Raw genomic sequence first — 25,626 nt, forward strand, 5'->3', positions numbered from 1 at the left:
TATGCTACCATTCTTGCGATGGTTTACATGTAAGGTTTCATAATGAAAAAAGTTCTGATTTTATGTACGGGAAACAGTTGCCGAAGCATTATCGCCGAAGCGTTGGTCAATGCCAAGTTAGAAGGTGTTGAAGCCTACAGTGCGGGTGTGAGAGCAAGCAAAAAAGTGAACGCTTATGCAAAAAGAGTTTTAGAAGAAGAGGGTATTTGGAAGGATTCGTATCATTCTAAAGCCTTGGATGAAGTCTTACATGTCGACTTTGATTTGGTGGTTACGGTGTGCGACCATGCCAACGAAACATGCCCGATGTTTCCGCGTCCCTTACCTAAAATCCACGTAGGATTTTCCGATCCCGACGGTAAAGATTACGGCGCGTTCGTTCTGACATATCAAGCGATCGAAGCCGAGCTTTTACCAGTAATTCAAGCCGAATTAAAAAAGGAGAAAGCGATGAAAATCGAAGTTTTAGGAACGGGGTGTTCCAAATGCCAAGCACTCATGCAAGCTACTAAAGAGGCGGTTGCTAAAAGCGGAAAATTTGCGCAAATCGACAAAGTGGAAGATAGTATCGCGATTATGAATTACGGCGTGATGAGCACGCCGGCGTTGGTTATCGACGGTGTCGTAAAAAGCAGCGGTAAAGTGTTAAGCGTCGATGAAATCCTCGCTTTACTCGCGTAATCCCGTGTTACCGATACCTTTTTACTACCCTTTTGGTGAAAGGAGCGTTGAGCGATGTTTGTTGCCGGTTTAGTATTTAGCGTAACGCTTATTTTTGTCATCTGGCAGCCGCGCGGATTGCAAATCGGTACGACGGCGTTGATCGGCGCGGTATGCGCTTTGGTGCTCGGCGTCGTAAGTTTTACGGATGTTTTGACGGTAACACGCATTGTGTGGGATGCGACTTTGGCTTTCATCGGTATCATTATTCTTTCGATGGTTCTAGACGAAATCGGCTTTTTTGAATGGTGCGCGATCCATATGGCAAAATTGAGTCGAGGAAACGGGCATATCATGTTCGTTTATTCGCTTCTCTTAGGAAGTTTGGTATCCGCTTGGTTTGCAAATGACGGTGCGGCATTGATTTTGACGCCGATTTTACTAGCGAAGATGCGCATTTTAGAGCTCAAGCCTAAAACGATCGTAGCGTTTTTGCTGGCGGGCGGATTTATCAGCGATTCGGCGTCGCTTCCGTTTGTTTTTTCTAACTTGACCAATATCGTAACCGCCAATTATTTCCATATCGGTTTTGCCGCCTATAGTGCCACGATGGCGATACCTTACATCGTCAGTACGGTGGTTTCGATCGCGGTTTTGTGGATCGTATTGCGTAAAGAGATTCCTTTACATGTACGCACGGACTTATTGAAAGAGCCCGATTCGGTTTTGAAAAACAAAACGCTTTTTCGTTTTTCATGGTTTTTTCTAGCCTTATTGTTGGGCGGTTATTTTATCGGCGACGCGTACCGTTTGCCGATCAGTCTTTTTGCGCTCGGCGGCGGGCTTGTTTTTTTATTGATTGCGTCGTTGATGCGAACGACCGATGCTTTGCGCATTATTAAAACGGCTCCGTGGCAAGTCGTATGGTTTAGCATCGGGCTTTATATCGTCGTCTACGGTTTGAAAAATGCGGGGTTAACCGAGTATTTGACCTTCGTGCTCAAAGCACTTAGTGCCTACGGTGAGACGGTTGCCGTGATTGCGACCGGTTTTATCGCCGCCGTGTTGAGTGCGCTAATGAATAATATGCCGACGGTGATGATTATGGATATAGCCCTCAGCGATATTCCGCATACGGCGTTGGCGTATGCCAATATCATCGGTTGTAATTTAGGGCCTAAAATGACGCCGTTTGGTTCTTTGGCAACGCTTTTATGGTTATACGTTTTAGCGCAAAAAGGCGTCAAAATAAGCTTTTGGCAATACTCAAAATTCGGACTTCTCGTTACTCCGCCGGTTTTACTGATCGTATTGCTTAGTTTGTTGTTTGTATAGTAGGTATTCTTTCTAAGGAGAAAAGATGGACAATTATATTCGTAGCCTCGATATGCAGGCTATCGTGAGTGCAAAAGTAGAAGCCGATAGTTTTATAGAAATGTACAACAAAGGCGAGGCAATTTTACTAGACGTTCGCTATGGTTTTGAGCATAAGGTATGGGGACTCTCTTTTACATGTAATATTCCTCTTAACGAACTTCCTGATCGTTTAGGAGAACTCCCTAAAGATAAAATCATCGTGTGCGCATGTCCTGAAGCCTGTCGTTCCAATATCGCCAAGCAGTATCTTTCCCTCAAAGGGTTTAACGCTAAAATCCTTACATGCGGAATGATAACGTTGATGGAACGTCTTAAAGGGGGTAAGGCTAAAGACCTTCATTTGGAAGTTTAGGGGTGGAGTATGTATTTTATTTCGGGATTACTTTAGCGGTCTCAACCCTCTTTTCCATCGGTGGCGTCGGCTCTTCGGTGGCACTTATTCCGATACTTAGTTTTCTAGGCGTCGGATTTGATATAGCCAAAGCGGTCGGTCTTTTTGCCAATACGGCTTCTACGATAGGTGCGTCGATAATGAACGTATTGCGTAAAAGCATTGATGTTAAGCAGGTATTACCGTTTGTGTCGATGTCGGTCGCCTGTGCTCCTTTGGGAGCGTATAGTGCAACACAGATGGATACGTATTATGCCAAGTTCTTTTTTGCACTTTTTTTATTTTTTAGTGCAACAATGATGCTAAGGCAGAAAAAAAAAGGCACTATTACGTATACGAAAGCGTGGGTAATGGTACTGATGGGCGGTGTTGTTGGTTTTTTGAGCGGGCTTTTAGGCATTGGTGGAGGAGCGATGATCGTTCCTTTACTTATTTATTTGGGATACGATGCAAAACAGACGGCAATAACCGTTAGTTTTATGATTCCTTTTTCAACCTTTTCCGCTTTTTCGACCTATGCTTATTTGATAGAAATTGACTGGATTCTCTTAGGTGTCGTTGCCGTTGCCGCAGCCCTTGGGGGTGTGCTTGGCAATCACATTATGATTTTTAAACTAAGTGTAGAACAGACACGAAAGTTTATTGCACTATCGCTTTATGCGATAGGAATTAAAATGATAGATACATTGGTATTTTAAAAGGGTGTAGAATGTTTGATTGGTGGGAAAGAATCGTCGATCTATTGATTTTGGATTTATTCGGGATGGACAAAGCATCTTCCATAGGAGGGACGGTTCACTTTTTCATTTACGATACCCTCAAAATCTACATGTTACTCGTTTTGATCATTTTTGCGGTTAGTTTTTTACGAACCTATTTCAATACCGAAAAGGTTCGGGTTTATTTGCAAGGCAAAAGTGAAGTGACGGGCAATGTTTTGGCGTCGCTTTTCGGCGTCATCACCCCTTTTTGCAGCTGTTCGGCGATTCCTCTGTTTTTGGGGTTTATGCAAGCGCGCATTCCTATCGGCATTACGTTTAGTTTTTTAATCTCTTCTCCGATGAACAACGAAGTAGCGATTGCCCTTTTATTCGGGCTTTTCGGTTGGAAAATCACGGCACTTTACATCGGTTTTGGACTGTTGGTCGCGATTATCGGCGGTTTTATCGTGGGAAAACTCGGTATGGAAAAATACGTTTTAATTCCCGTCGTGCCGATGAGCGGCGATTTGGCAGAGGTTGAGATTAGGATGACGCTGCGCACAAGGTTCAAAGAGTCGTGGGCGTATACGATGGATATCGTGAAAAAGATCTATCTCTACGTGATGGTAGGTGTGGGCATCGGGGCGTTTATTCACGGTTACGTACCGACGGAATTTATCGTAAAATATGCCGGAAGCGATGCGTGGTACAGCGTGCCTTTAGCGGTTTTATTGGGGGTGCCGATGTATTCCAATGCCGCCGGCGTTATGCCGTTGATCGAGGTTTTAACCGGCAAAGGGATGTTACTCGGTACGGCTTTGAGCTTTATGATGGCGATTACCGCACTCTCCTTGCCCGAAGCGATGATTTTAAAACGCATCTTACATGTAAAGCTCATCGCGACGTTTTTCGGTATCGTGGCAGTGGGAATTATGGGGATCGGGTATCTTTTCAACGCTATTTTATAGGAAACGACTATGATAAAAACGATGCTTATTCTTTGTGCGGCGGTTGGGCTTATGTATGCGACAGAGCCCAAAAAAATAGACTTTGAAGCGTATTTACGTTCGTTTGATTATCAAGAACGCGAAACTATGAAGATCAAAACACCTGACATGTTAGTCCTTGTCGAAGAGGGAAAAGCGATTTTAGTGGATGTTCGCTTTCCTGAAGAATTTGAAGTATGGCATATGAATTTTGCTAAAAATATTCCGCTGAACGAATTACCCCAACGTTTACAAGAACTTCCCAAAGATAAGCTCATCATTACCGCTTGCCCGCATTATGACCGATCGAGTATGGCGAGGCTTTTTCTAACGCTCAACGGCTATAACGCCAAATACCTCAATGACGGGCTTTTGAAAACGGCGGATTTTTTACGCGGCGACAATGCGAAAGAGTTTTTGGAAGCGTACAAGGCAACGCACACGGTAACGCCGTAGATTTTCTAAAATACCGGCACGGTTTTGGCGTCGATTGTACTTGCCTTCTCGGCAAATCCGTCAAGCGTTTTACCGTTGCATCGATGATTTTGTGTTATAATCGCACTCTTTAAGGAGATACGATGCGATTAAAAACCAAAGTGGTTTTGATTATTTCGAGCTTATTGCTTTGTGTTTCGATCGTGGGCTCGTTGATCAACTACGTCAAAAGCGTCGATGCGACGCAAGAGCAGTTGCTTCACACCTCCTTGCCGCTTTCGGTGGACAATATCTACACCGAAATCCAACAACGTATGATCGAACCTCTGCTCGTATCGTCCTTAATGTCGCACGATACCTTTTTGCGCGATTGGATTATGGACGGCGAGAGCGATATGGACGGCATTGTGCGTTACCTCACCGAAATTCAGCAAAAATACGATATTTTTACGACTTTTCTCGTTTCCGAAAAAACCAAAAATTACTACCACCCGCGCGGTTTGATCGATACGATTAACGAACACAACAGTGCCGACGCGTGGTACTTTCGCTTTAGCAAACAAAGTGAGCCTTACGAGATCAACCTCGATCATAACGCCAATCTCAGCGATACGCTTATTATGTTCATCAACTATAAAGTCATGGATTATCAAAAGAGGTTAATCGGCGTGACGGGCGTTGGCGTTAAGTTGATTAACATTGAAGCCATGCTCGGTTCGTTTAAAACGAAGTACAAATACGATGTTTATTTCGTCGATCAGCGCGGAGAAATTACACTTTTTTCCAAAGGCTTGAACAAACGCGGCAATATCGCTTCGATCGATGGGCTTCAAAAGATTCAAGAAGCGATTTTCAAAGGCGAGCAAAATCAATTCGAGTATAAAAACAAAGACGGCGAATACCTGCTCAATACCAAATACATCGACAAACTCAAACTGCATCTTTTTGTCGAGATCAACAAAAAAGAGTATATGGACGAACTGACCAAGACGTTTTACTTAAATCTCTTTTTGTCGCTTTTGGTGACGTTGGCGGTGACGCTGATTATTGTTTATACGATCAATTTATACCAAAACCAACTGATTCAACTTGCCAGCGAAGACGTATTGACGGGGCTTGCGAATCGAAGAAAATTTAACGAAGTGTTTGAGCTGTACTACAAACGCTACCCCAAAGAGATTCGCTCGCTCACGCTTTTGCTGATCGACATCGACGACTTTAAGTCGGTCAACGATACATTCGGACATTTGGTCGGCGACCAAACGTTAGTGCATACGGCACGGATTTTGAAAGAACAGTTACGCCAATCGGATACGATTGCGCGTTGGGGAGGCGAAGAGTTTGCGATTTTACTGAGCAATATCGAAGAAAAACATGCGCTCGAAGTCGCTCAAAAGATATGCAATGCCGTTCAAAACGATGCCGCATTGATCGCATTGCTGCAAAGACCGCTCAGTGTGAGCGTAGGCGTGGGAATGCTCAGTGCTTTAGAGAGCCAAGACGGTTTGGTTCATAAAGTCGATCATGCCCTTTACGAAGCAAAAAAAGCGGGTAAAAATCAAGTGATTGCGGCGTTATAAAGGAAACAAAGCGTTATGAAACACGATATCGTACAAAAAGCCTTGGATTATTTTTCAAGCGGATATACCTGTAGCGAAGCGGTGCTCAAAAGCGTCGCCGAAGCCAAAGGGATCGACAGTAATACCGTCTTACCGATAGCATCGGCATTCGGAAGCGGTATGGCTCGTACGAACGGCGGCTTTTGCGGGGCATTTAGCGGCGGCGTTATGGCACTATCGCTTTTACAGGGACGTCAGGTTCCGGATGTTCCTTTGGACCGTCTGTATCGAAGTGTTGCCGACTTTAAGGAACGTTTCGAAACCCTTTTCGAGAGTTGCGAATGTGCAACGCTTTTAGGTTTTTCCCTGAGCGACGAACATGCCGGAGAGATGTTTAAAGCCCAAAATTGCAAGGTGTGTAAATGCGACCGTTTCGTGGCATTCGCCGCGGAAGAGGTGGAGAGGATTTTAACGCGTAAAGAGCCTTAGCGGCCTTTACGCTTCGATCCAACCGCCGCCAAGCACGAGATCGTCTTGATAAACAACCAAGGCTTGACCGCTTGCAATGCCGTACGCTCCTTCTTCCAACTCCGCGATAATGGTGTTGTTTTCAAGTTTGACATGTGCTTTGGCCTGCGGACTTCGGTAACGGACTTTAACGCCGTAGATGCCCTCTTTGAAATCGTCGGGTAAGGAAAAGTTCTGCGCGACGACGCGTTTTTGAAGGAGCTCTTCTTTTTTTCCGGCGATGACGGTATTGGTTTTGGCATCGATACCTACGACGAAGTGGGGTTCGTGTGCGCCGCCTATCGTTAAGCCTTTGCGCTTGCCGATGGTATAGTGCATGTAGCCTTTGTGCTCGCCGATCACTTTTCCTTTGGTATCTTTAATGAGTCCTTTTTGATCGACGTTGAGATGTTTTTTCAAAATATCGATATAGGTATCGGTGACGAAACAGATCTCTTGCGACTCTTTGTAACTCTCAAGTGTGCCGAGCCACGGGAGTTTTTCCAAAGCCACGGGTTTAATAGCCTCTTTTTTCATCGTGCCGAGCGGAAAAACGATCTTTTCGATGACCTCTTTTTTGAGTCCGAATAAAAAATAACTTTGGTCTTTTGACATGTCAAAGGCTTCTTGGATACGACCGTTTTTGACCCTCGCGTAATGTCCCGTCGCGATCTTTTCGCAACCGAGCTCCATCGCTTTTTCAAACGCGAAGCCAAATTTCATCCGTGGATTGCAAAAGGCGCAAGGATTGGGTGTGCGACCTTGTTCATACGAGCGCACGAAATAGTCGTACACATGCTCTTTAAAGAGTGCTTTGGCATCGATAACGTGCGTTTCAATGCCCAAATGTCGGGATACTTTTTCGATGTTGGCGATGTTGATCGTATGTTTGCTTTCATCGTCGTGCAATTTAAGATAAATGCCGACGACCTCGTGCCCTTCGTTTTTGAGTAAATACGCGGAGTAACTAGAGTCAATGCCGCCGCTCATAAGGAGTGCAATTTTCATAGGTGTGTTCTCTTTTATTTTATTTGATACGCTTTTAAAGCAAAGCTCTAAAAGCTACGCTAACGCTGAGTTTTCTTCGGCAGAAAGCCCACGCTACGCTTATCGACGTCTAAAGAGTAAAAGTCTTTACGTTTCGTTTGACCCAAAATTGGGCACCGTTGGTTGAAAAACACGATTTTATGTTGAAAAATACCTTGAAAACAAAACGATACGGTTCACAATAGGCAATTTGAGACGGGAAACATGTGAGTAAAAAGTAAGAAGAGCTGGAGCTGGTGAAGGGGCTCGAACCCCCGACCTGTTGATTACGGATCAACTGCTCTACCAGCTGAGCTACACCAGCAACGGTAAAATTTTACTACATGTTTACTTGTTTTATTTTAAAAAAATGCCTTTTTGAGTGAATTTTTATTTTTTTTATTCAAATTCACTCATTTTTGAGGGCATAGCTCGTTTTAATGCACGTCAAATGCCTGATCGATGTCCAAAAGTAAGTCTTCCACGTCCTCGATACCCACCGAAAGACGAATCATTCCCTCGTTCAAACAAAACCTCTTCTTTTGTTCGTCGGAGTATTCGGCATAAATCGTATGATAGGGGGCAATCGCTAAGGATTTATTGTCTTGGATATTGGTTCCGCGACGAATCAGTTTAAGCGCGTTTAAAAAGGCATAGGCTTTCTCTTTGCTTGCTAGGCTAAACGTGACGATAGCACCGCCGCCGCTAAATTGTTTCGAAGAAGCGGCAAACGAAGCGGAACTCTCAAGCAGAGGATAATCCACGCGGATTACTTCGTTTTTAGCATACAAGTGTTTGGCAACGACCAGTGCATTGTGACAGCTTCTTTGCACTCTGAGATCGAGCGTTTCCAGTCCCAAAGAGAGCAGGTACGCGCTTTGCGCGGTCAAAGAAGCGCCTAAATTGCGAAAAGTCTCTTTGCGAAGGCGCGCAAGAAAAGCATTGGGACCGAATTTTTTATAATAAGGTGCTAAGGTCGCATGGTTTTTCCACTCAAACGTGCCGTTATCGACGATCAAACCGCCTAAGACGTGACCGCCGCCGCTGAGGTATTTGGTTGCGGAGACGATTTCGATATCCACGCCGTGTTTTTTCGCATCGAAGATATTCCACGGCGTCATGGTCGTATCGACGATGAAAGGGACGTTACGCTCTTTAAGGACGCTTTTGAGGGCTAGAAAATCGGGCACGATCAGTTGCGGATTGCTGATACTTTCGCAAAAGAGCAAACGCGTCTTGTCGTCGATCGCGGCTTGGACGGCGATAAGGTCGTTGACGTCAACATAACGTACTTCCACGCCAAAGTCGCTCAGCAGGGTCTCGAAAAAAGAAAGGGTATTGCCGAAGAGATAGTTGGTCGTGATGATATTATCGCCGCTTTTTAAAAGTGCAAAAAAAGTATTGGCAATCGCCGCCATTCCTGTTGCCGTAGCGATAACCCCGAAAGCACCGCTGATCGCTTTGACTTTGAGTTCAAACTCTTCGATGGAAGGGTTTGAGGAGCGCGTGTAGACATGCCCCATTTTTTGCCCTTTGAAAACAGCTTCAAGGTCTTCAGACTTGTCAAACTCAAAGGCTGAACATTGGTAGATAGGGAAGCGCATCGCACCGTGTTGGTCTTTGTGTGCAGGTTTGGCATGCAATGCTTTGGTCGTAAATCCCATAAAATATCCTTCTTTTGAATGTAAATCAGCTATCGAAAAAACCCTTTCTCGACACGGTTGAGGCACGACGGGAACCCCGAAACGCTCCGCTTATTCGTCCCATCGGCTCAAAGTGTCTCGTGCGGAATTGTTTCTACGCGATTAGCCTTTACATGTAAATGATTTTGCCGCTATTTTCAGCGGGTAAAATGTTCTCACGTGCGACGCACTCACCGATGATTAAGACCGCTGGAGTGGCACATAATGTTGCCATTTTAGCTAAATTTCCCACAGTTCCTACTATCGTGACTTGATCCGCTAGGTCGATTTTTGAGACAAATGCCGCAGGAAGGTTGGGGTTGATGCCCTCTTTTTTGATCGCATCTTCGATTTTGCCTGCAAAACTGTGCGCCATCAAAACGATGACCGTGTGCAAGGGCTGTTTTAAAATGCCGACCCAGTCGTCATTAAACAGCGTTTCCCGAAGGTGCGCTGAGACGATGGTCACCCCTTTGGAGATGTCGCGAATGGTCGGCACAATGCCTGAGATCGTACACGAGCGAAACGCGGAACTCACCCCGTTAATGACTTCAAACGCGATGCCATGCTGAGCTAATACCTGTTTCTCTTCGCCCAAGCGCCCAAACAGAAGCGCTTCGCCTCCTTTGAGACGTCCGACGACGAGTCCTTGTTTGGCGTATTCGACCAAAAGCGCGTTGATCTCGTCTTGGCTTTTAGAGTGAAAGCCTTTCTTTTTACTCACGTCAACCACTTTACATGTAAGCGGTATCAAAGCGCGAATCTCCTCAGAGACCAGCGCGTCCACAAGGGCGACATCAAGCAGTTCAAATGCGTTTAAAGCGTCCAACGTAAGGTTTCCCACATAGCCTGTGCCACAGCTGATGAGAAAAACTTTTCCCACGCCTTCTTTGGCAATCTCTTTGAGTTTTCCCAGATCACGCTCAGGCTTTTTGCGCTCGTTTTTCAGACGTTCGATCAACGAAGTGAGATCGCGCGGTAAAATCTTCTCGATCTTATCACGAATCACTTGCGCGAGTGTGGGTGAACTGCCGCCACTGCTGACGGCGACTTGAAGCTCACCACGACGTGTAAGCGCACTAAAGTAAAAATCGCACAGTTCAGGCACATCCACGACATTGAGCCAAAAGTGCAGGCGAGGCTTCAACGCCACGAGGCGGTTGGTTACCGCTTCATTGCCCGTTGCGTCGATAATCACCTCAAAACCCTCAGCATCAGCATCTTCAAACGCTTTACATGTAAACGTTTTGGACGCAAAATAGTCGTCCAAAACTTCAGTTGCGACAATCTCATAGGCAAAATCAAGGCTATCGAGCACGCGCGCTTTTTGGGCGGCGACTTTGCCAGCACCGATAAGAAGCGTTTTTTTGGGCGTGAGCGCGATGCCTAAGGTACTCATTTTTTCACGATCCTAACGCGCCAGCCGTTACCCTCTTTGGTGGTGGCTTCGACTTTGTGACCCTCTCCTGCGACGGATTTGGGCACGTTATCAATTGGCGCTCCATCATCGAGTAAAATTTCCAAGGCTTCACCGCTTCCGATTTTGGCAAGCTCCATCTTGGTTTTCACAAAGTTCATCGGACACGCCACGCCGCTGAGATCTTTAAAATGCACCGCTTTTTCTTCTTTGACTTCGGCGGCGGCCGCAAGCTCTTTTTCTTTCGCAAATTTAAGTGTGTGATCCATGCTCGCATAAAGCTTCATCACCTCTTCGGCAAGCTCTATCGACTTCTCATCGGCGTCACCCTCTAGCATCGTGCCAAAGTAGGCATTCAAAAGCGTGGTGTCGATAAAATGCGTTTTAAACGCTTTCAAAACGCCCGCTTTATCGCGCGCATCTTCTCCTCGTGTCACAAGAAGCATTCGAGCGCTTAAGAGACGAATCAGCTCGTAGTCTTTCTCGTCTTTTTCCAAAGCTTCTTTCAGCGCTTTTTTATCGGCTTCGATGAGGTCGTACATACCCGCACTACATTCGCCCACGCCTCTGCCTTTCAGTGAGAAAAGCTCAACGGCATTGTAGTCGAAGTACGGATTTTTATCGTCTTTGAATGAGGGAATTTCCACATATTTTTTAGAAATATCTTCGACGATTTTCAGTCCGCCATCGTCAATCCAGTCGGCGAAGCTCTCGTAAGCCTTTACATGGTTAAGCCATGTGTCTAACACTTCTTCAACGAATGCAGGTAAATGAAACGCCGCGACATCGCCCGCTTTTTGCGCAAACACTGTGCCCTCGCCACTTGTGCGCGTTCCCGCAACGACGTTGTAGGCAGGGTAGGAGTAGCCCTCGTTGCGTTGCACTTTGCCAAAAAAGCCAAGATCGCCGATGAGGTGTTTACCACAACTGTTTGGGCAGCCTGAGAGGTGGATTTTAAAGCCTTGCAATGCGTCGTAGTCGCGCTCGTCAAAGAGTTTTTCAAGACGTTTTTGAATCGCCTCCACCGCACCACGAGGACGCGCGATACCGAGCTGACATGTCGCCGCACCCGTACACGCCACCATATCGCCGAAAAACGTCGGTTTGGAGACATCTTTGGAAAACTCTTGAAGAATGTCGTGCAATGTGATCATCTGTGAGGCAGTCAGGTTACGGATGTAGAGGTTTTGATCGCCGGTAAAACGAAGCACGTCTTCGCCAAAAGGAAGCAGCGCATTGGCAAGGGCGCGTGCGTGTTTAAAGTGAATATCGCCCAAGTAAACAGGCACTTTGCATCCGTACAATCCCGCTTGTTTTTGGGCGTAAACGTAACGGTTCCACCATTTTGCGTACGCTTCTGGAACGGTAAAAGGCTCATCTGTTGTGTTGCCAATGGTTCGCTCGATCTGTGTGATAGGCATGTGCCAGTCACCTTTGGCTTTAATCGCTTCGATCTCAACATTGACGAGCCTTCTAAACTCGTCCATGCCAAGCTCTTCGATCAAGAAGCGAAGGCGTGCGGCGTGTTTGTTTTTGCGGTTACCGTTTTGGTCAAACACCTGTTTGATCGCTTGAGAGTATAAAAAGACTTCGGTGTCGGGTACAAAATCAAGAAATTTGCTTCCCACGCGAGACTTCGCACCCATACCGCCTGCGACAAAGAGTTTAAAGCCCTTCACACCGTTTTCGATCTTGGCGATAAAGCCCACATCGTGAATCGTCGCATAACCGCGATCGGCCTCGGAGCCGCTAAAGGTAATTTTGAATTTGCGTGGAAGCGCGAACGAGTCTTTTTGTTCCAGCATCTTGGTCGTTAAAGCAAGCGCGTACGGTGAGACGTCAAAGACTTCATCGGGGGCAGTGCCTGCTAGAGGGTCTGCTGTGATATTGCGCACGGTGTTACCGCCGCCGCCGCGACCGCTCAGACCAATGCTGTGCAAGGTTGTGATGATGTCGATGATGTCTTCAATCTTGACGTAGTGAAGCTGTGCGCCACCGCGTGTGGTGATGTGAATCGCCTCGTGCGCGTATTTTTCCGCCAAATCAGAGAGCGTTAAAAGCTGAGATGGGGTTAAGATACCGCCTGCGAGTTTGATGCGCACCATAAAGGTGTTGGCTTCTCGTTGCTCGTACACGCCAAAAGGGACGCGCATCGTTTTAAAGGTCAGCTCATCGAGTGTGCCTGCTAAAAAATCGGCATGGTTTTTTTTGAAAACTTCGAGGTCATCGTAGACAAGTTGGGGGATAATGTATTTGCTCATAATCGTAACTCCTTTGATGTTACATGTAAAAAAGTAAAGCAGTTCAGAGTAAAACGCGGAGAAATGACCTGAAAGAGACACTTTGAGCCGATGGGACGAAAAAGCGGAGCGTTTCGGGGCTCCCATCGTGCCTCAACCGTGTCGATAGAAGGTTATTTCGTAAGCTGTTTTACATTTTTCATCGCGCTTTACGGACTTTAAATAATTTCAATTTCTTCTTTTTCAACCGTTTTATTTTTAATAATAAATGACTTCATATCAGGCGTTTCACCTGCTAATGAAACAATAATATAGCTAACATTTGGGTCATACGCCAAACGAATGTCCTCTTCGCTGGGGCGTGCGGGTGTTTCGGGGTGTGAATGGTACACCGAAATGAGTCTAAGACTCTCTTTTTGCGTCTTTTTAAACGCATCAAACTGCTCTTGCGGATCAAAGCTGAAGTGCTCGTTGCTCGCATCCGTATTTTTCATAGGAATCGCATACTTCACTTCGCCATTGATCCCTGCAAGATAACCGCATGCTTCGATGGGATTGTCTCTAAGGGCGTGCGCGACGATCTCATCGTACACGCTTTGGGGCATTTTGATCATAGTTTTGCCTCACAGACCACCGCTTCGTAGTCTTTGATCTCTTTGATGCCTTCACCACCGCAGACACGGCACTTAGGGTTTTTCTTGAAATTGACATTTCTAAAGTTCATCGTTTTCGCATCAAACGTTAAAAGTCTGTTGTACAGTGGCTCACCCACACCGACGATGTATTTGAGTGCTTCTGCGGCTTGAATCGTTCCAAGCATACCCGCAACCGCACCTAAGATGCCCGCACTTGAACATGTGGGGATGGCATTCGCCGGTGGTGGGCTGTCAAACACACACGCGTAACATGCGCTCTCGTGAGGTTTGATCGTCATCGTTTGCCCACCAAAACGCAAAATACCACCGTGTGAATAGGGGACATTGGCTAAAACACATGCGTCATTGATGAGAAACTTAGACGAGAAATTGTCCGTTCCATCGATGACAAAATCATAGCCTTTCACGATGTCCAAGATGTTCGATGCGTCTAAAAATTTTTGATAGACCGTTACTTTGACATTGGGATTGATCGCTTCCATCTTCGCTTTGGCGGAGAGCACTTTGGGAACTCCGATGTCTGCTGTGGCGTGAATGACTTGGCGTTGAAGGTTTGAAAGATCGACCACATCGCCATCTACGATGCCGATTTCACCCACACCTGCGGCAGCTAAATAAAGTGCTACGGGAGAGCCGAGTCCGCCTGCACCGATCACTAAAATCTTAGAATTAGCAATCTTCTCTTGTCCTTCGATCCCCACATCTTGGAGGATGATGTGACGTGAATAACGCTCTAATTCCTCATCGCTAAACTCTTTCACGCACCACCTCCCATGAAGTATAAAAAGTTGATCTCATCATTCTCTTTAAGCGTTGTTGTTGCATAGGTATCTTTGGTTAAAAATTCGTCATTGAGTTGTACGGAGACCATGTCAGGTTGTTCAACATCTTCAATAATCAATAATTCCGAAAGAACGATACCGTCCTTAATCTCTTTTACATCGCCGTTAATGGTTAATTTCATTCTTTATTCCTTAATTAAATTGGTGTGGGAAATGTTTACGAAGTAGGGCAAAAAGCTCCTCTTCAAATTCCGCATTGCTACTTGCTTTGTCGACTAAAACATCATTTACATGTAAAGATTTCGTGCGACGGTTGGTGTACTGTTCCAACACTTCCGTGATGATGCCACCACCTGCGATGTCAAACTCATCAACGATGACAAAACGACCGAGTTTTTGGTTCTCTGCAAAAAGTTCCATCGCTAAAAGATCATGCACCCTAAAGACCACGCACGCCGCTTCGTGACGCCCAACGCTTGGTTCATCGGCACGATCGAGCGTATCGCCATCGATGACACGTTTGATGTCTTCAAGATAGATCGTGCTTTGCGCCGAGCCGATCTTGATCTTGTAGGGTTTATCCAGCTCTAACGGTTTTGCACCCAGCCAGAAAAGATTGGCTTCAAAGCGGTTACTCACCTTTGGAGCGCTCTGATCGGCACGTGCGACCACTTCGCCATTGCGCACGTAAATTTGCGTTTGAAGCGTAAAGCCAACGGCTTCGCTCTCTTTGACACTGCTTTTCACAGGCGTGTTAAAACTCTCGATACTCGCGACACGTGAACGTTTCAAAGAGGGGTAAAAGATGACTTCATCGTTTACATGTAACTCTCCGCTCGTGACGGTTCCCGCGTAGATGCGCCTGTCATCGTTGTCGCGTGTAAATTTGTACACGTCTTGCAGAGGCATTCTAAAGTCTTCGTTTGCTTTTTCCTCTACACTGGTGAAACTGTCCAAAATCTCTAAAACGGTTGGTCCTTGATACCACGCTGTCTGTGTGGAATGCTCGATGAGGTTCACACCCTCACGCGCGCTGATAGGGATAAACACATCGGCTTTCACGCCCAGCGTTGCGAGGTATTCGCTGTACTCGATTCTGAGCTTATTAAAAGCGACTTCGCTAAAGTTCACCAAGTCCATTTTATTGACCACGATCGCGACTTGTTTAATGCCCAAAAGCGAGAGCAACATGCCGTGACGTTTGGAATTTTCCGCTACGCCTTCTTTGGCGTCGATGAGAAGCAGTGCCGCCTCCGCACGAGACGCTCCACTGATCATGTTTTTCAAAAATTCGATGTGACCGGGTGCGTCGATGATGATGTACTCTCGTTTTTTACTTTGAAAAAAGACGCGCGCACTGTCAATGGTAATGCCTTGCTTCTGCTCATCGGCAAGTGCGTCAAGTAAGAAAGCATACTCAAAGGGGCGTGCATTGTTTTCACACATCTTTTTCACACTCTCTAGTTTTCCTTGTGGCAATGAGTCGGTGTCGGCAAGCAAACGCCCGATGAGCGTACTTTTACCGTGATCGACGTGCCCTGTGATGACAATATTGAGTCTTTGCATTACATATATCCTTCTTTTCTTAGTGCTTCGAGTGTGCCACCACCGTCTTTATCTTGAGCACGACCTGAACGTTCTGCGATGTCTTTGAACTTCCCACTGGTTAACTCTTCGATGATCTCTTTTGGATTACGAGCCACTGAATCCACAGGAGCCGTACATGGAAAACAGCCTAAAGAGCGGTAACGTTTGCCATTACCTTGGTTAAAATAGAGGTTGATAATAGGAATATTCTCCCTCTCAATGTACTCCCAAATGTTCAGCTCCGTCCACTCCAAAAGTGGGTGAATACGCACATGCGTTCCTGGCGCAAAATCCGTTTTGTACTGATTCCACAGTTCTGGCGGTTGTGTACTGGCGTCCCATTCGCTCTTTTCATCACGTGCTGAAAAGACGCGCTCTTTGGAGCGGCTTCCCTCTTCATCCGCTCTTACGCCTACGATAACACCCGTGTAAGGGGCTCCGTTTAACTCATCTTCCCAGACTTTTTTGTAAGGGTTCCATTTGCGGCGCGCCCATGTACCATCAAGGGTGTGTTTGAGCGCGTCACTTTTGAGTTTTTTACAGCAACTAAGACGATCGAGTCCATTCACAAACGTTTCACCTTTCGCCAAGGCTTCTTTGTTTTGTCCTACGACTAAGTTTAAGTCCCATTGCACGGCGATTTCATCACGGTAGCGAATCATCTCAGGAACTTTAAACGCCGTGTCGATGTGCACGAGTGGGTAGGGCACATGGGAAAAAAATGCTTTTCGTGTGAGCCACAACAGTACCGTGCTATCTTTACCGATGCTCCAAAGCATGGCAAGATTTGGGAAGCTTCGGTATGCTTCTCTTAAAATATAGATACTCTGGGCTTCGAGTCTGTCTAAATGATCCATCTTTTATCCTTAATTCTTTTTACACGCACCAAAAGCAAAGCTCTTGATGCTACGCTAACGCTGAGTTCACTTCGGCAGTGAGCCCGCGCTTCGCTTTTCTATTTTTGATAACGCCAACAGAGCAAAGCTCCGTTTGGCTACGCTAGCCGCTATGGCACTAAAGCTTGCCTCTTTGAGGCAGAATTATTTTTTATGCAGATGCAATCCGCACTCTTTATGTTCGGGATTTTCCCACCACCATCTGCCCGCTCGTATATCTTCACCCGCAGAAATGGCGCGTGTACAGGGCTTGCAGCCGATACTTTTAAAACCTTTGGCATACAAGGTATTTTGAGGTATAGCGTTTTCACGCATATAACGCTCAACATCCTCATCGCTAAAATGGGTGAGTGGGTTGAACTTTAAGAGTTCAAATTTGCCATCAAACTCGACCAATTTGGTGTCACTTCGTGTGATGGATTGCGCGATGCGAATACCGCTGATCCAGCCATCATAGCCCTCAAGCGCACGCGCCAAAGGAATGAGTTTGCGTACATGACAACACTCTTTGCGAAGATCAATGTTATCAAAAATGCCAAACTCTCCGACCTTTGCTTCCAATGCCTTGATCTGTTCATCACTTGCGCTAAAGCGTTTGATTTCAACGTCAAAAAAGGCTTCGATCTCTTTTTCATACGCTAAGGATTCATCAAAAAGCTTGTGTGTTTCAAGCGTAAACAGATCAAACGCAATGCCCGCTTTTTGCGCTAGAGAGATGTTGATGGCATCTTCATTTTGATGGCTAAATGCCAACGTGACCTTAAGCGCTTTGGCTCCGACGAGTTCTTGCAAAGTGTTGATCGCTTCTGCGACCTTAATGTCGTATGTTTGGCTCATATTTGATACTCTGGTTGTGTTTTTTCTCGACCAAAATCGATTTTATTCCACGCTCTTTCATGGAAATAGTATAGCAACGTTTTGGTGAGAAGCTCAAATCCCCCGATAGAGACAGCCGCAAGTGGGCTTCCCGTGACGATAAAACTGATCAACATGGTGTCAACTGTTCCGAGTGTTCTCCAAGAGATCGCTTTAACGATGCTGCGTTTTTTGTGCTCTACCATGTTGCCTCCTTTAAATTTTTAGAATAATATCGGGTTTTTTAAATAATGTCAAGTAAAATTATTAAAACAGTCAAGATTAAAATAGGTGCAAAATTTTTTAAACTCATCCAAACCATAAGTGACGAAAAAAATAAATTAAAAATAGATGCTAAACGTCGAGCCTTCGCCCTCCGTGGAGCTTATTTCAAGTCTAAAATTATTGGTCTTGCAGATGGTGTTCACAATGTCCAAACCGATGCCAAAGCCGCCTTTATCGCTATTGGCACGTTTGTAGCGTTTGGTGATGTCGCCTAGTTTGGAGCTTGCTATGCCGATGCCATTGTCTTTAACACTCAGTTTTTCAGATTCAAGTGAAACCTCAATGGTTCCGCCCAGACGGTTGTATTTGATCGCGTTAGAAAGCAGGTTGTCGATGAGTTTGATGAGGCTCTCTTCGTTTACATGTAAAGATTTTTCTTCTAATTTTAGGGTTAAGTTGATCTGTTTACTTGCCATTAAATCCGCAAAGTATTCGACTCTCTCGACGATGAGTTTTTTCACATCGACATCGCTTTTGTCCTCATTTTGTTTGTCGTGCAGAAGCATGTAGCTCAGGTTTCCATAGAGTGTTGCGATGCGTTTCGCGCTCAGTTCAATGCGCTTGAGCTTTTTTTCATCCACATTTTTAAGCGTACCGATGCTCATCAAAATGGCCGTAATGGGCGTGTTAAGTTCGTGTGTTGAGTCTTTGATGAAGGTGTCCAGATGGTTGATCTCTTCTTGAATAGGGTTGAGAAACTGTTTGGCAAGGACGTACCCCAACACGGTGGCAAAGGAGAGGCTGAGTAAAAAGTAGAGCAGCACTTGCGAGCGAAGAAGGTTGATGGCGTTGGAGATATGCGCGTATTTGAGCACGATGGTGTGAATGCCCAGATGTTCTTGACTGCTCTCATCGAGTGCGTAAAAACTGTCATTGGCAAGGTAAAACGTTTTGGTAAAATCTACAGGCTCTGAAAAGCTTACATGTAAAGGTGTGTTGCCCTCTCCAAAGAGTCCGAGCTGGTACGCTTTTTCTAAACCAAAACACGTCTCTGTGGGCTTTTCGGCGAGGCATTTTTGAAGCGTGTCGTCTTCCATCATGTGCGCCGTGACGATTTTATGGGCAATGCTAGAAGCGGTGGCGCGCATTTTTAAGGCGTAGTTTTCGTGTAGATTTTTGATCTCGATGGTGTAAAACATCCACGCGAGCAGGCAGATGAACGCGTAAATAGAGCCAAGGTAGATGAGTAAAAACCTCGCAAGCGAGCGTTTTTCATAGGCACTTAAAGCGATAACCAACTCCTTTGATGTTCTCTATAAGACCTTCAAGTCCGTAACTGCGCAGGTTTTTGATGTAGGTGCGCACCGTCGCATGGGTCGGCACTTCATCAAAGCGCCACACCTCTTCGATGATCTCCTCAAAACTCACCATACGGTTTTGGTGAGAGAGAAAATACTCCAAAAGCTGTGCCTCTTTTTTGCGAAGTTTGTACAACGTTTCAGGCGTGAATATTTGATAGTTCTGCGGATCGTAACTGATGGTTGAAGAGAGGTTTAAAAGTACGTTTTCTTCAATGTGGTGCAACTTTTTCGTGCGCTCAATGCGAACCAAAAGCTCTTCAAGTTCAAACGGTTTTTTGAGGTAATCCTCCGCTCCCAACGCAAAACCTTTTTTCACATCGCTGATTTGATCCAGTGACGTGATGAAGATGGTAGGCGTGGTGATGTTGGCTTCTTTGAGTGTTTTTAAAAGCTCAAAACCGCTCAGACTTGGGACGTTGATGTCCAAAACCAAGATGTCAAATTTGCCCTCAAAAATGGCATCAAGCGCCTCTTTCCCATCGTAAAAGAGTTTTACATGTAAACCATGTTCGACTAAAAACTCTTCGATTATCTCGCTTAAAATGGGGTCGTCTTCTAGGAGTAGGATTTTCATAAGAGGCATTATACACGCATTCCACAAATATTCCACACACGCCCTCTATACTTCCCTTATAACTTTACAAGGAGTGCGTGATGAAGAAGATTTTAGGTGTGTTTTTAGCGGTGGCGTTGAGCCTTAGTGCGGCTTTTGCGGCAGATGCTTTGTCTAAAAAAGGAATGGCTGGCAGTTTAGAGGTGGAGTACAGCAGTGAAAAGCCTCTAACGCAAGGCATGAATATGATCAACATCAAAGTCAAAGAGAACGGCAAAGAGATCAAAGATGCAAAAGTAAGCGTCACCGCTTCGATGCCGGCGATGCCAGGGATGCCAGCGATGGAGCAAAGTTCTGAGGCGATGTTCGTCAACGGTGCGTATATGGCGCATGTGGTGTTTTCCATGAACGGTACATGGCAAATCAGCATTGTCATCGAAACAAATGATGGCAAAAAACAACGCTTAAAATCAAGCGTGAACCTCTAATGAAACGCGTCATTTTAATGCTCGTAGCCCTTTGGGGCTACGCTTTGGCGCAAAGCGAATTGACCTCATTAGCGTATGAGCATAACTATGAGCTAAAGGCACTCGAAGCTGAGGTAAGTGCGCTTGAAAAAGAGGTTGATATAAGCAAGATTTGGGAAAACCCTATGCTCTCTCTTGGGGTCAACGACATCTTTTTAAATGAGCCTCTCACCCGAAACAAAGAGATGCAAAACGAAGCGATTTCTCTTTCCCAAACAATCCCAACGGGTGGAAAGCTGGACATCAAAGCGTCGATTGCCATGCAAGATGTAGCGATCAAAAAGTTGGAACTAAGAGCCAAAAAACTGGAAATGCAACAAGAGATCGGTGTGTTGGAGCAAAACTACATTCGTATCAACCAAGATTTAGCATTAGTTGCAAAGTATGAGAAAATCTTGGAAGACCTCAAAAACGCTCACCTCTCTTATAACACCACTGCCGCGCACTATGTCGATACGCTGAACAATATGATTTTGCAAAAAAATCTTGCCATCGAGAAAAAGACATTGCTTCGTGACAAAGCGTCCATAGAGCGAAAGTTAGAGAGCATCATCGTAGCACCAGTCCCTGAAATGAGCGGACATGAGGGTTTGTTGCCTTACACGCTCAGTGATGAAGAGAAACTCTTGGAAAAGACGCCAAAGATTCAGATACAGACTTTGCAAAGTGCCAAAGAACTGCTCAATCTGCGTTATGAAAAAGCGAACAAAACACCCGATGTCACGGTAACGCTAGGGTACAATCGAAGACAAGGCAGAGACGACTACGCCTTTTTAGGTGTCTCCGTACCGCTTCCGATTTACGGCAAAGAAAACGCTTCCATTCAAAAAGCCACGCTCACGCATTCTGCTTCGGAGCAAAGTGTGCTCAACACGCATAAACAGCTGCTATTTGAGCTCAAAGATGAGCTTTTGAACAAAGAGCTTCAGTACGACAAACTCTCGCTTGCTAAAGAGGTGTTGCATGAAAATGAGAAGATGTACGAGGTGCTTCAAAGCACGGCTCTGTCTCAAAACGATACGCTTTTAAGTCTTTTAAATGTCCTTGCGCAGATGCTTGAAGCGCAAAAGCAGATTAACGCCTATAGTTTTGCGTATAACGAGTCTGTCATCAAAATCTACACGCTTTTAGGAGAGCCGCTATGAAATTGACCACCCTTTTTTTTACCGTACTTTTGTGTTTAAGCGCGCCGCTAAGCGCCAAGCAGGCTTTCAATGTCAAAACCGTTGAAGTGAAAAAGGTGCTGGAAGGCTCCGCGAAAGAGTTTTACGGCTACACCAAAGCCAATGAAGAGAGTGTGAAAGAGATCGCGCTTCGTTATGATGCGTTTATCGAGCAACTTTATGTGAACAAAAACTTTTTACATGTAAAGAAGGGCGAACCGCTTGCGAAGCTCTATTCGCAAGAGATTTACACCGCAGAGTTGGAGCTTGTAAACGCTGGACGTATCAAAAGTGAGAGCATGGTGCAGAGCATCACGCAAAAGCTTAAACTCTTAGGGGTTGATGAAAAAACTATCTCAAAGATCATGGCGGATAAAAATGTGCCTGAGTCTATCACCATCGTTTCGCCTTATAGCGGCATCGTCACCCAAAAAGCGGTCAATCAAGGCGCGTTCGTTCCCAAAGGAATGAAACTTTACGAGATCAGCGACTATACGAGCTTATGGTTCATCGTCAAAGTCTATGAAAAAGACCTAGAATTCGTCAAACGTGCACAAAATGCGGATATATTTTTTGATATGAGCTCTAAACCTTATAAAGCCAAAATCGATTTTATCTACCCTAAGGTTGATCCGCAAACCAAAAGCGTGGATGTGCGTTTGGTGATCGAAAACAAAGAGCTTGAAATCTACGAAAACGCGTTTGCTAAGGCACGTTTTGGAACCGCCAAGCGTGAGTACCTAGCCCTTCCAAAAAGTGCGGTGATGACTAAGGGTGCCAAGACGAGTGTGTTTGTCAAAGGCGAATTTGAAGGCGAGTATGAGCCTAGAGAGATCGAAGCAAAACGGCTGAACAATGACACTTTTGAGATTCTCTCAGGACTCAAAGAGGGCGATGTGGTGGTTGCCAACGCGCTTTTCATGTTTGATGCCGACGCGCAAAACAACGGTGGAGCAATGCAATGATAGAGTCTATCATTGAAAAAAGCGTCAAAAACAAGGCGCTACTTCTGCTCACCTTGCTCATTGCGGCATTTTTGTCGTTCTGGGCGATTCGGCAGACGCCATTGGACGCATTACCAGACCTGACACCACCGCAAGTCATTGTAAATGTGAAGTATTTGGGGCAGTCACCCAAAATCATCGAAGATCAGATTATTTATGAGCTAACCAATGCTCTTTTGGCGACTGCCAAAACCAAAACGGTGCGCGCGTTTACGTCGTATGAAAATGCCATCGTTTACATCATCTTTGAAGAGGGTACCGACCTTTACTGGGCGCGCGATAGAGTCAATGAAGTCATCCAAAATGTCTCCAAAAATGCCCCTAAAAACGCGACCATCAAGCTAGGACCTGACGCGACGGGCATTGGTTGGGCGTTTGAGTATGCGCTTACATCTAAAAATCGAAGTCTAGATGAGCTAAGAAGTATTCAAGACTACCTTTACCGCTACGCGCTTTTGGGGGTTGAGGGCGTGAGCGAAGTGGCGAGCGTGGGCGGATATGTTAAAGACTATGAAGTCACCTTGCGTCAAGAAGCGCTCTACAAGTACGACCTGAGCATCGACGATCTGATGAATGCACTGTCTAAAAACAACAACGATTTGGGTGGGCGCGTGGTGCTTGAAAATGGCTTCGAGCAGATCGTTCAAGCTAGAGGTTTTGCGCGCTCATTGGACGAGATAGCGGGCATTACCATCAAAACGGTGAATGGCATTCCTCTCAAACTCTCCGACATCGCCGATGTGCGCGTGGTTCCAACCTATCGAAGCGGCATGGCAGAACTCAACGGCGAGGGTGAAGTGGTCGGCGGTGTCGTCGTCGTGCGTTACAAAGAGAACGCGTACAAGGTCATTCAAGCGGTCAAAGAGAAGCTCGCATCGTTACATGTAAACGATGTGGAAGTGGTCACGACGTACGATAGAAGCGATCTTATCACCAAAGCGATCAATAACCTCAAACGTGCTCTTTTGGAAGAGAGCATCGTGGTTTTGGCGGTGGTGATGCTTTTCTTATTGCACTTTAGAAGCGCTTTGGTTGTCATCATCGTTTTGCCCCTCACCATCGCATTGACGTTTTTGTGTATGAAGCTCTTTGGGCTGGAGTCAAACATCATGAGTTTGGGTGGCATTGCCATAGCCATTGGTGCGATGGTCGATGCGTGCATCGTGATGATCGAAAATGTGCATAAAAAACTCTCGCATGGCGAGGTCAACGATGAGGCGGAACGTAAAGCGCTTATTATCACTTCGTCGAAGCAAGTGGGTCGCCCGATCTTTTTTGCGCTTTTGCTCATCGTGGTCAGTTTCTTGCCCATCTTTGCGCTCTCTGGTCAAGAAGGAGCACTTTTTAAACCGCTTGCGTACACGAAAACCTTTGCGATGCTCATCGGCGCGGTGCTTTCCATCACCTTGGTTCCGCTTTTGATGATCTATTTTGTCAAAGGAAAAATCCTTGAAGAGCATAAAAATCCGCTCAACCGTCTGTTTATCTGGCTGTACGCACCGCTTTTAAAACTGCACATGCGCTTTTGGTATGTGGCGATTGCGGCATTTGTTGGCTTTTTGGTGCTAGGGTATCACACGTTTACGAAACAGCGCTGGGAGTTTATGCCCCCACTCAACGAGCAGACGTTTATGTATATGCCCGTGACTCCGTTTGGCATTAGCATCGAACTCGCCAAAGAGTACGCACAGCAAAGCAATGAGATTATCAAAAGTTTCCCTGAAGTGCTGAGCACCTTTGCCAAATCAGGGCGTGCCGAGAGTGCGACAGACCCTGCTCCGCTTTCGATGATCGAGACGATCATACAGCTTAAGCCTAAAGAGCAGTGGAGGGTGGGTATGACCTATGAAAAACTTCGAGATGAAATGAACGAAGCACTGCAACTACGAGGCTTAACGAACTCATGGACGTACCCGATCCGTGGGCGCATTGACATGCTCATCACAGGCATACGCACACCGCTTGGCATCAAACTTTACGGCGACAATGACCAAGCGTTGGAAGAAAATGCGAACAAGATCGCTAGTGTGTTGGCAAACTATGCGGGAACGAAAAGCGTTTTTGCGGACAAAGCCAACAGCGGTTACTATCTGAATATGACGCTGAAGCCTGAAAACATTGCCGCGTACGGGCTTACGAAAGAGGAAATCCTAAATTTTGTCGACAACGCCATCGGCGGTTCCAAAGTGAGCACGTTTTACCAAGGCATTGAGCGTTATGCGATCACGCTAAGACTGGAAGAAGAGAGTCGTAAAGACCTGAATGCCATCAGCGATTTGACCATTAAAACAGCGTATGGTTTCCAACGCTTAGGGCATTTTGTCGAGCTTGGCTACGATGTGGGGGCTAGTGAGCTGAAGTCCGAAATGGGCAAAAAGGTCAACTACATCTACATCACGCTTCAAGAGGGTTTTTCGTCGAAAACGTACAAAGAAGAGGCGAGTAAACTCTTAAAAGAGAGCGTGGAACTTCCTACTGGTTTTTACATCGGTTGGGCAGGTGAGAGCGAGTACTTGGAAAGTGCCATGGAGCGTTTGCAGTTCATTCTTCCTTTGACACTGCTCATCACATTTATGCTCATCTACTTAGGGCTTGGTTCGTTTAAAAACGCGCTTTTGGTCTTTTTGACCTTGCCACTTGCCGCGGTGGGCGGGTTTTTGTATGTGGACTACCTAAACTTTAACCTCTCCATTGCCGTTATTGTAGGCTTTTTAGCGCTGATTGGCATCGCGGTGGAGACAGCGATCGTGATGATCATCTACCTTGAAGAAGCGATGTTACATGTAAAAGAAAGAACGGCAAAAAACATTCAAGAAGCCATCTTTGAAGGCGCTGTCTTAAGGGTGCGCCCCAAACTGATGACCGTTTTCGCCATCCTTGGTGGACTTTTACCGATTATGTGGCTGGATGGTGTCGGAAGCGAAGTCATGCAACGCATCGCCGCCCCGATGATCGGCGGCGTGGTAAGTTCGGCTATTTTAACGCTTTTAGTGATTCCTGTGTTGTACTATAAGATGCAGAAAATTGAGGAGTGAA

24 protein-coding genes, 1 tRNA gene and 2 pseudogenes are annotated in these 25,626 nt (G+C 45.8%); 13 read left to right on the forward strand and 14 right to left on the reverse strand.

All coding sequences use genetic code 11. The features are described 5' to 3' along the window. Positions 1 to 42: 42 nt before the first annotated feature. The 9 genes and pseudogenes from NL930_RS00685 to NL930_RS00725 form a co-directional block, all read left to right on the forward strand. Positions 43 to 435: pseudogene (locus tag NL930_RS00685) on the forward strand (arsenate reductase ArsC); the annotation flags it as partial. A gap of 15 nt (positions 436 to 450) precedes the next feature. Beyond that, positions 451 to 681 carry a thioredoxin family protein gene (locus tag NL930_RS00690; RefSeq protein WP_254377345.1) on the forward strand — a complete coding sequence of 77 codons (231 nt, stop codon included), beginning with the start codon at positions 451 to 453 and terminating at the stop codon, positions 679 to 681. Between the two features lie 54 nt (positions 682 to 735). Further along, on the forward strand, positions 736 to 1,995 hold the full coding sequence (locus NL930_RS00695; RefSeq protein WP_254377288.1) for an arsenic transporter: 1,260 nt from the start codon (positions 736 to 738) through the stop codon (positions 1,993 to 1,995). A gap of 25 nt (positions 1,996 to 2,020) precedes the next feature. After that, positions 2,021 to 2,389, forward strand: a complete 369-nt coding sequence (locus NL930_RS00700) for a rhodanese-like domain-containing protein (RefSeq protein ID WP_039675313.1) — start codon at positions 2,021 to 2,023, stop codon at positions 2,387 to 2,389. 2 nt (positions 2,390 to 2,391) lie between these two features. Then, positions 2,392 to 3,126 carry a sulfite exporter TauE/SafE family protein gene (locus NL930_RS00705; RefSeq protein WP_254377287.1) on the forward strand — a complete coding sequence of 245 codons (735 nt, stop codon included), beginning with the start codon at positions 2,392 to 2,394 and terminating at the stop codon, positions 3,124 to 3,126. A gap of 11 nt (positions 3,127 to 3,137) precedes the next feature. Further along, positions 3,138 to 4,097, forward strand: a complete 960-nt coding sequence (locus tag NL930_RS00710; protein WP_254377286.1) for a permease — start codon at positions 3,138 to 3,140, stop codon at positions 4,095 to 4,097. 9 nt (positions 4,098 to 4,106) lie between these two features. Beyond that, positions 4,107 to 4,571, forward strand: a complete 465-nt coding sequence (locus tag NL930_RS00715; protein WP_254377285.1) for a rhodanese-like domain-containing protein — start codon at positions 4,107 to 4,109, stop codon at positions 4,569 to 4,571. 122 nt (positions 4,572 to 4,693) lie between these two features. Beyond that, entirely contained in the window at positions 4,694 to 6,130 is a 1,437-nt protein-coding gene (locus NL930_RS00720) for a sensor domain-containing diguanylate cyclase (RefSeq protein WP_254377284.1), read from the forward strand. Positions 6,131 to 6,145: 15 nt separating this feature from the next. After that, complete coding sequence (locus NL930_RS00725) at positions 6,146 to 6,598, forward strand: C-GCAxxG-C-C family protein (protein WP_254377283.1); 453 nt, start codon at positions 6,146 to 6,148, stop codon at positions 6,596 to 6,598. A 6-nt stretch (positions 6,599 to 6,604) separates the two neighbouring features. Here the strand turns inward: NL930_RS00725 and mnmA are convergent. From mnmA to NL930_RS00795, 14 genes and pseudogenes are all read right to left on the reverse strand, one after another. Further along, a pseudogene (gene mnmA / locus NL930_RS00730) lies at positions 6,605 to 7,651 on the reverse strand (tRNA 2-thiouridine(34) synthase MnmA); the annotation flags it as partial. Between the two features lie 240 nt (positions 7,652 to 7,891). Beyond that, positions 7,892 to 7,967, reverse strand: a tRNA-Thr gene (locus NL930_RS00735). Positions 7,968 to 8,079: 112 nt separating this feature from the next. After that, positions 8,080 to 9,306, reverse strand: coding sequence for an aminotransferase class V-fold PLP-dependent enzyme (locus NL930_RS00740; RefSeq protein WP_254377281.1), 1,227 nt, complete (start codon positions 9,304 to 9,306; stop codon positions 8,080 to 8,082). Positions 9,307 to 9,454: 148 nt separating this feature from the next. Next, a complete protein-coding gene (locus NL930_RS00745) occupies positions 9,455 to 10,723 on the reverse strand; it encodes a siroheme synthase (RefSeq protein WP_254377280.1) in 1,269 nt (422 codons plus the stop codon). Then, positions 10,720 to 13,002 carry a sulfurtransferase TusA family protein gene (locus tag NL930_RS00750; RefSeq protein WP_254377279.1) on the reverse strand — a complete coding sequence of 761 codons (2,283 nt, stop codon included), beginning with the start codon at positions 13,000 to 13,002 and terminating at the stop codon, positions 10,720 to 10,722. Before NL930_RS00750 ends, NL930_RS00745 begins: the two co-directional genes overlap by 4 nt. Positions 13,003 to 13,199: 197 nt before the next feature. After that, positions 13,200 to 13,595, reverse strand: coding sequence for a M67 family metallopeptidase (locus NL930_RS00755; protein WP_254377278.1), 396 nt, complete (start codon positions 13,593 to 13,595; stop codon positions 13,200 to 13,202). After that, a complete protein-coding gene (locus NL930_RS00760) occupies positions 13,592 to 14,398 on the reverse strand; it encodes a molybdopterin-synthase adenylyltransferase MoeB (protein WP_254377277.1) in 807 nt (268 codons plus the stop codon). Before NL930_RS00760 ends, NL930_RS00755 begins: the two co-directional genes overlap by 4 nt. Continuing rightward, the gene (thiS, locus tag NL930_RS00765) at positions 14,395 to 14,601 is read right to left on the reverse strand and encodes a sulfur carrier protein ThiS (protein ID WP_254377276.1); all 207 of its coding nucleotides are present in this window, start codon (positions 14,599 to 14,601) and stop codon (positions 14,395 to 14,397) included. The genes NL930_RS00760 and thiS overlap by 4 nt, the downstream gene beginning before the upstream one ends. Before the next feature lie 10 nt (positions 14,602 to 14,611). Continuing rightward, the gene (locus tag NL930_RS00770) at positions 14,612 to 15,985 is read right to left on the reverse strand and encodes a sulfate adenylyltransferase subunit 1 (RefSeq protein WP_254377275.1); all 1,374 of its coding nucleotides are present in this window, start codon (positions 15,983 to 15,985) and stop codon (positions 14,612 to 14,614) included. After that, positions 15,985 to 16,863: a sulfate adenylyltransferase subunit CysD gene (gene cysD / locus NL930_RS00775; protein WP_254377274.1), complete on the reverse strand. Its 879-nt coding sequence runs from the start codon at positions 16,861 to 16,863 to the stop codon at positions 15,985 to 15,987. Before cysD ends, NL930_RS00770 begins: the two co-directional genes overlap by 1 nt. A 183-nt stretch (positions 16,864 to 17,046) precedes the next feature. Continuing rightward, positions 17,047 to 17,739, reverse strand: coding sequence for a phosphoadenylyl-sulfate reductase (locus NL930_RS00780; protein ID WP_254377273.1), 693 nt, complete (start codon positions 17,737 to 17,739; stop codon positions 17,047 to 17,049). Continuing rightward, positions 17,736 to 17,963, reverse strand: a complete 228-nt coding sequence (locus NL930_RS00785; RefSeq protein WP_039675289.1) for a DUF2061 domain-containing protein — start codon at positions 17,961 to 17,963, stop codon at positions 17,736 to 17,738. Before NL930_RS00785 ends, NL930_RS00780 begins: the two co-directional genes overlap by 4 nt. Positions 17,964 to 18,098: 135 nt before the next feature. Then, positions 18,099 to 19,280, reverse strand: a complete 1,182-nt coding sequence (locus NL930_RS00790; RefSeq protein ID WP_254377272.1) for a HAMP domain-containing sensor histidine kinase — start codon at positions 19,278 to 19,280, stop codon at positions 18,099 to 18,101. Next, positions 19,255 to 19,917, reverse strand: coding sequence for a response regulator transcription factor (locus NL930_RS00795; RefSeq protein WP_254377271.1), 663 nt, complete (start codon positions 19,915 to 19,917; stop codon positions 19,255 to 19,257). Before NL930_RS00795 ends, NL930_RS00790 begins: the two co-directional genes overlap by 26 nt. A gap of 80 nt (positions 19,918 to 19,997) precedes the next feature. Between NL930_RS00795 and NL930_RS00800 the strand changes: the two genes are divergently transcribed. Genes NL930_RS00800 through NL930_RS00815 form a run of 4 tightly spaced genes read left to right on the forward strand, consistent with a single transcriptional unit; the run spans position 19,998 to position 25,625 of the window. Beyond that, complete coding sequence (locus tag NL930_RS00800; RefSeq protein WP_039675285.1) at positions 19,998 to 20,384, forward strand: FixH family protein; 387 nt, start codon at positions 19,998 to 20,000, stop codon at positions 20,382 to 20,384. Next, entirely contained in the window at positions 20,384 to 21,568 is a 1,185-nt protein-coding gene (locus tag NL930_RS00805; RefSeq protein ID WP_254377270.1) for a TolC family protein, read from the forward strand. Before NL930_RS00800 ends, NL930_RS00805 begins: the two co-directional genes overlap by 1 nt. Further along, positions 21,565 to 22,551: an efflux RND transporter periplasmic adaptor subunit gene (locus NL930_RS00810; RefSeq protein ID WP_254377269.1), complete on the forward strand. Its 987-nt coding sequence runs from the start codon at positions 21,565 to 21,567 to the stop codon at positions 22,549 to 22,551. The genes NL930_RS00805 and NL930_RS00810 overlap by 4 nt, the downstream gene beginning before the upstream one ends. After that, the gene (locus NL930_RS00815) at positions 22,548 to 25,625 is read left to right on the forward strand and encodes an efflux RND transporter permease subunit (RefSeq protein WP_254377268.1); all 3,078 of its coding nucleotides are present in this window, start codon (positions 22,548 to 22,550) and stop codon (positions 25,623 to 25,625) included. The genes NL930_RS00810 and NL930_RS00815 overlap by 4 nt, the downstream gene beginning before the upstream one ends. Position 25,626 lies beyond the last annotated feature (1 nt).

This window comes from Sulfurospirillum sp. hDNRA2 (genome assembly GCF_024206095.2).
GTDB lineage: Bacteria > Campylobacterota > Campylobacteria > Campylobacterales > Sulfurospirillaceae > Sulfurospirillum.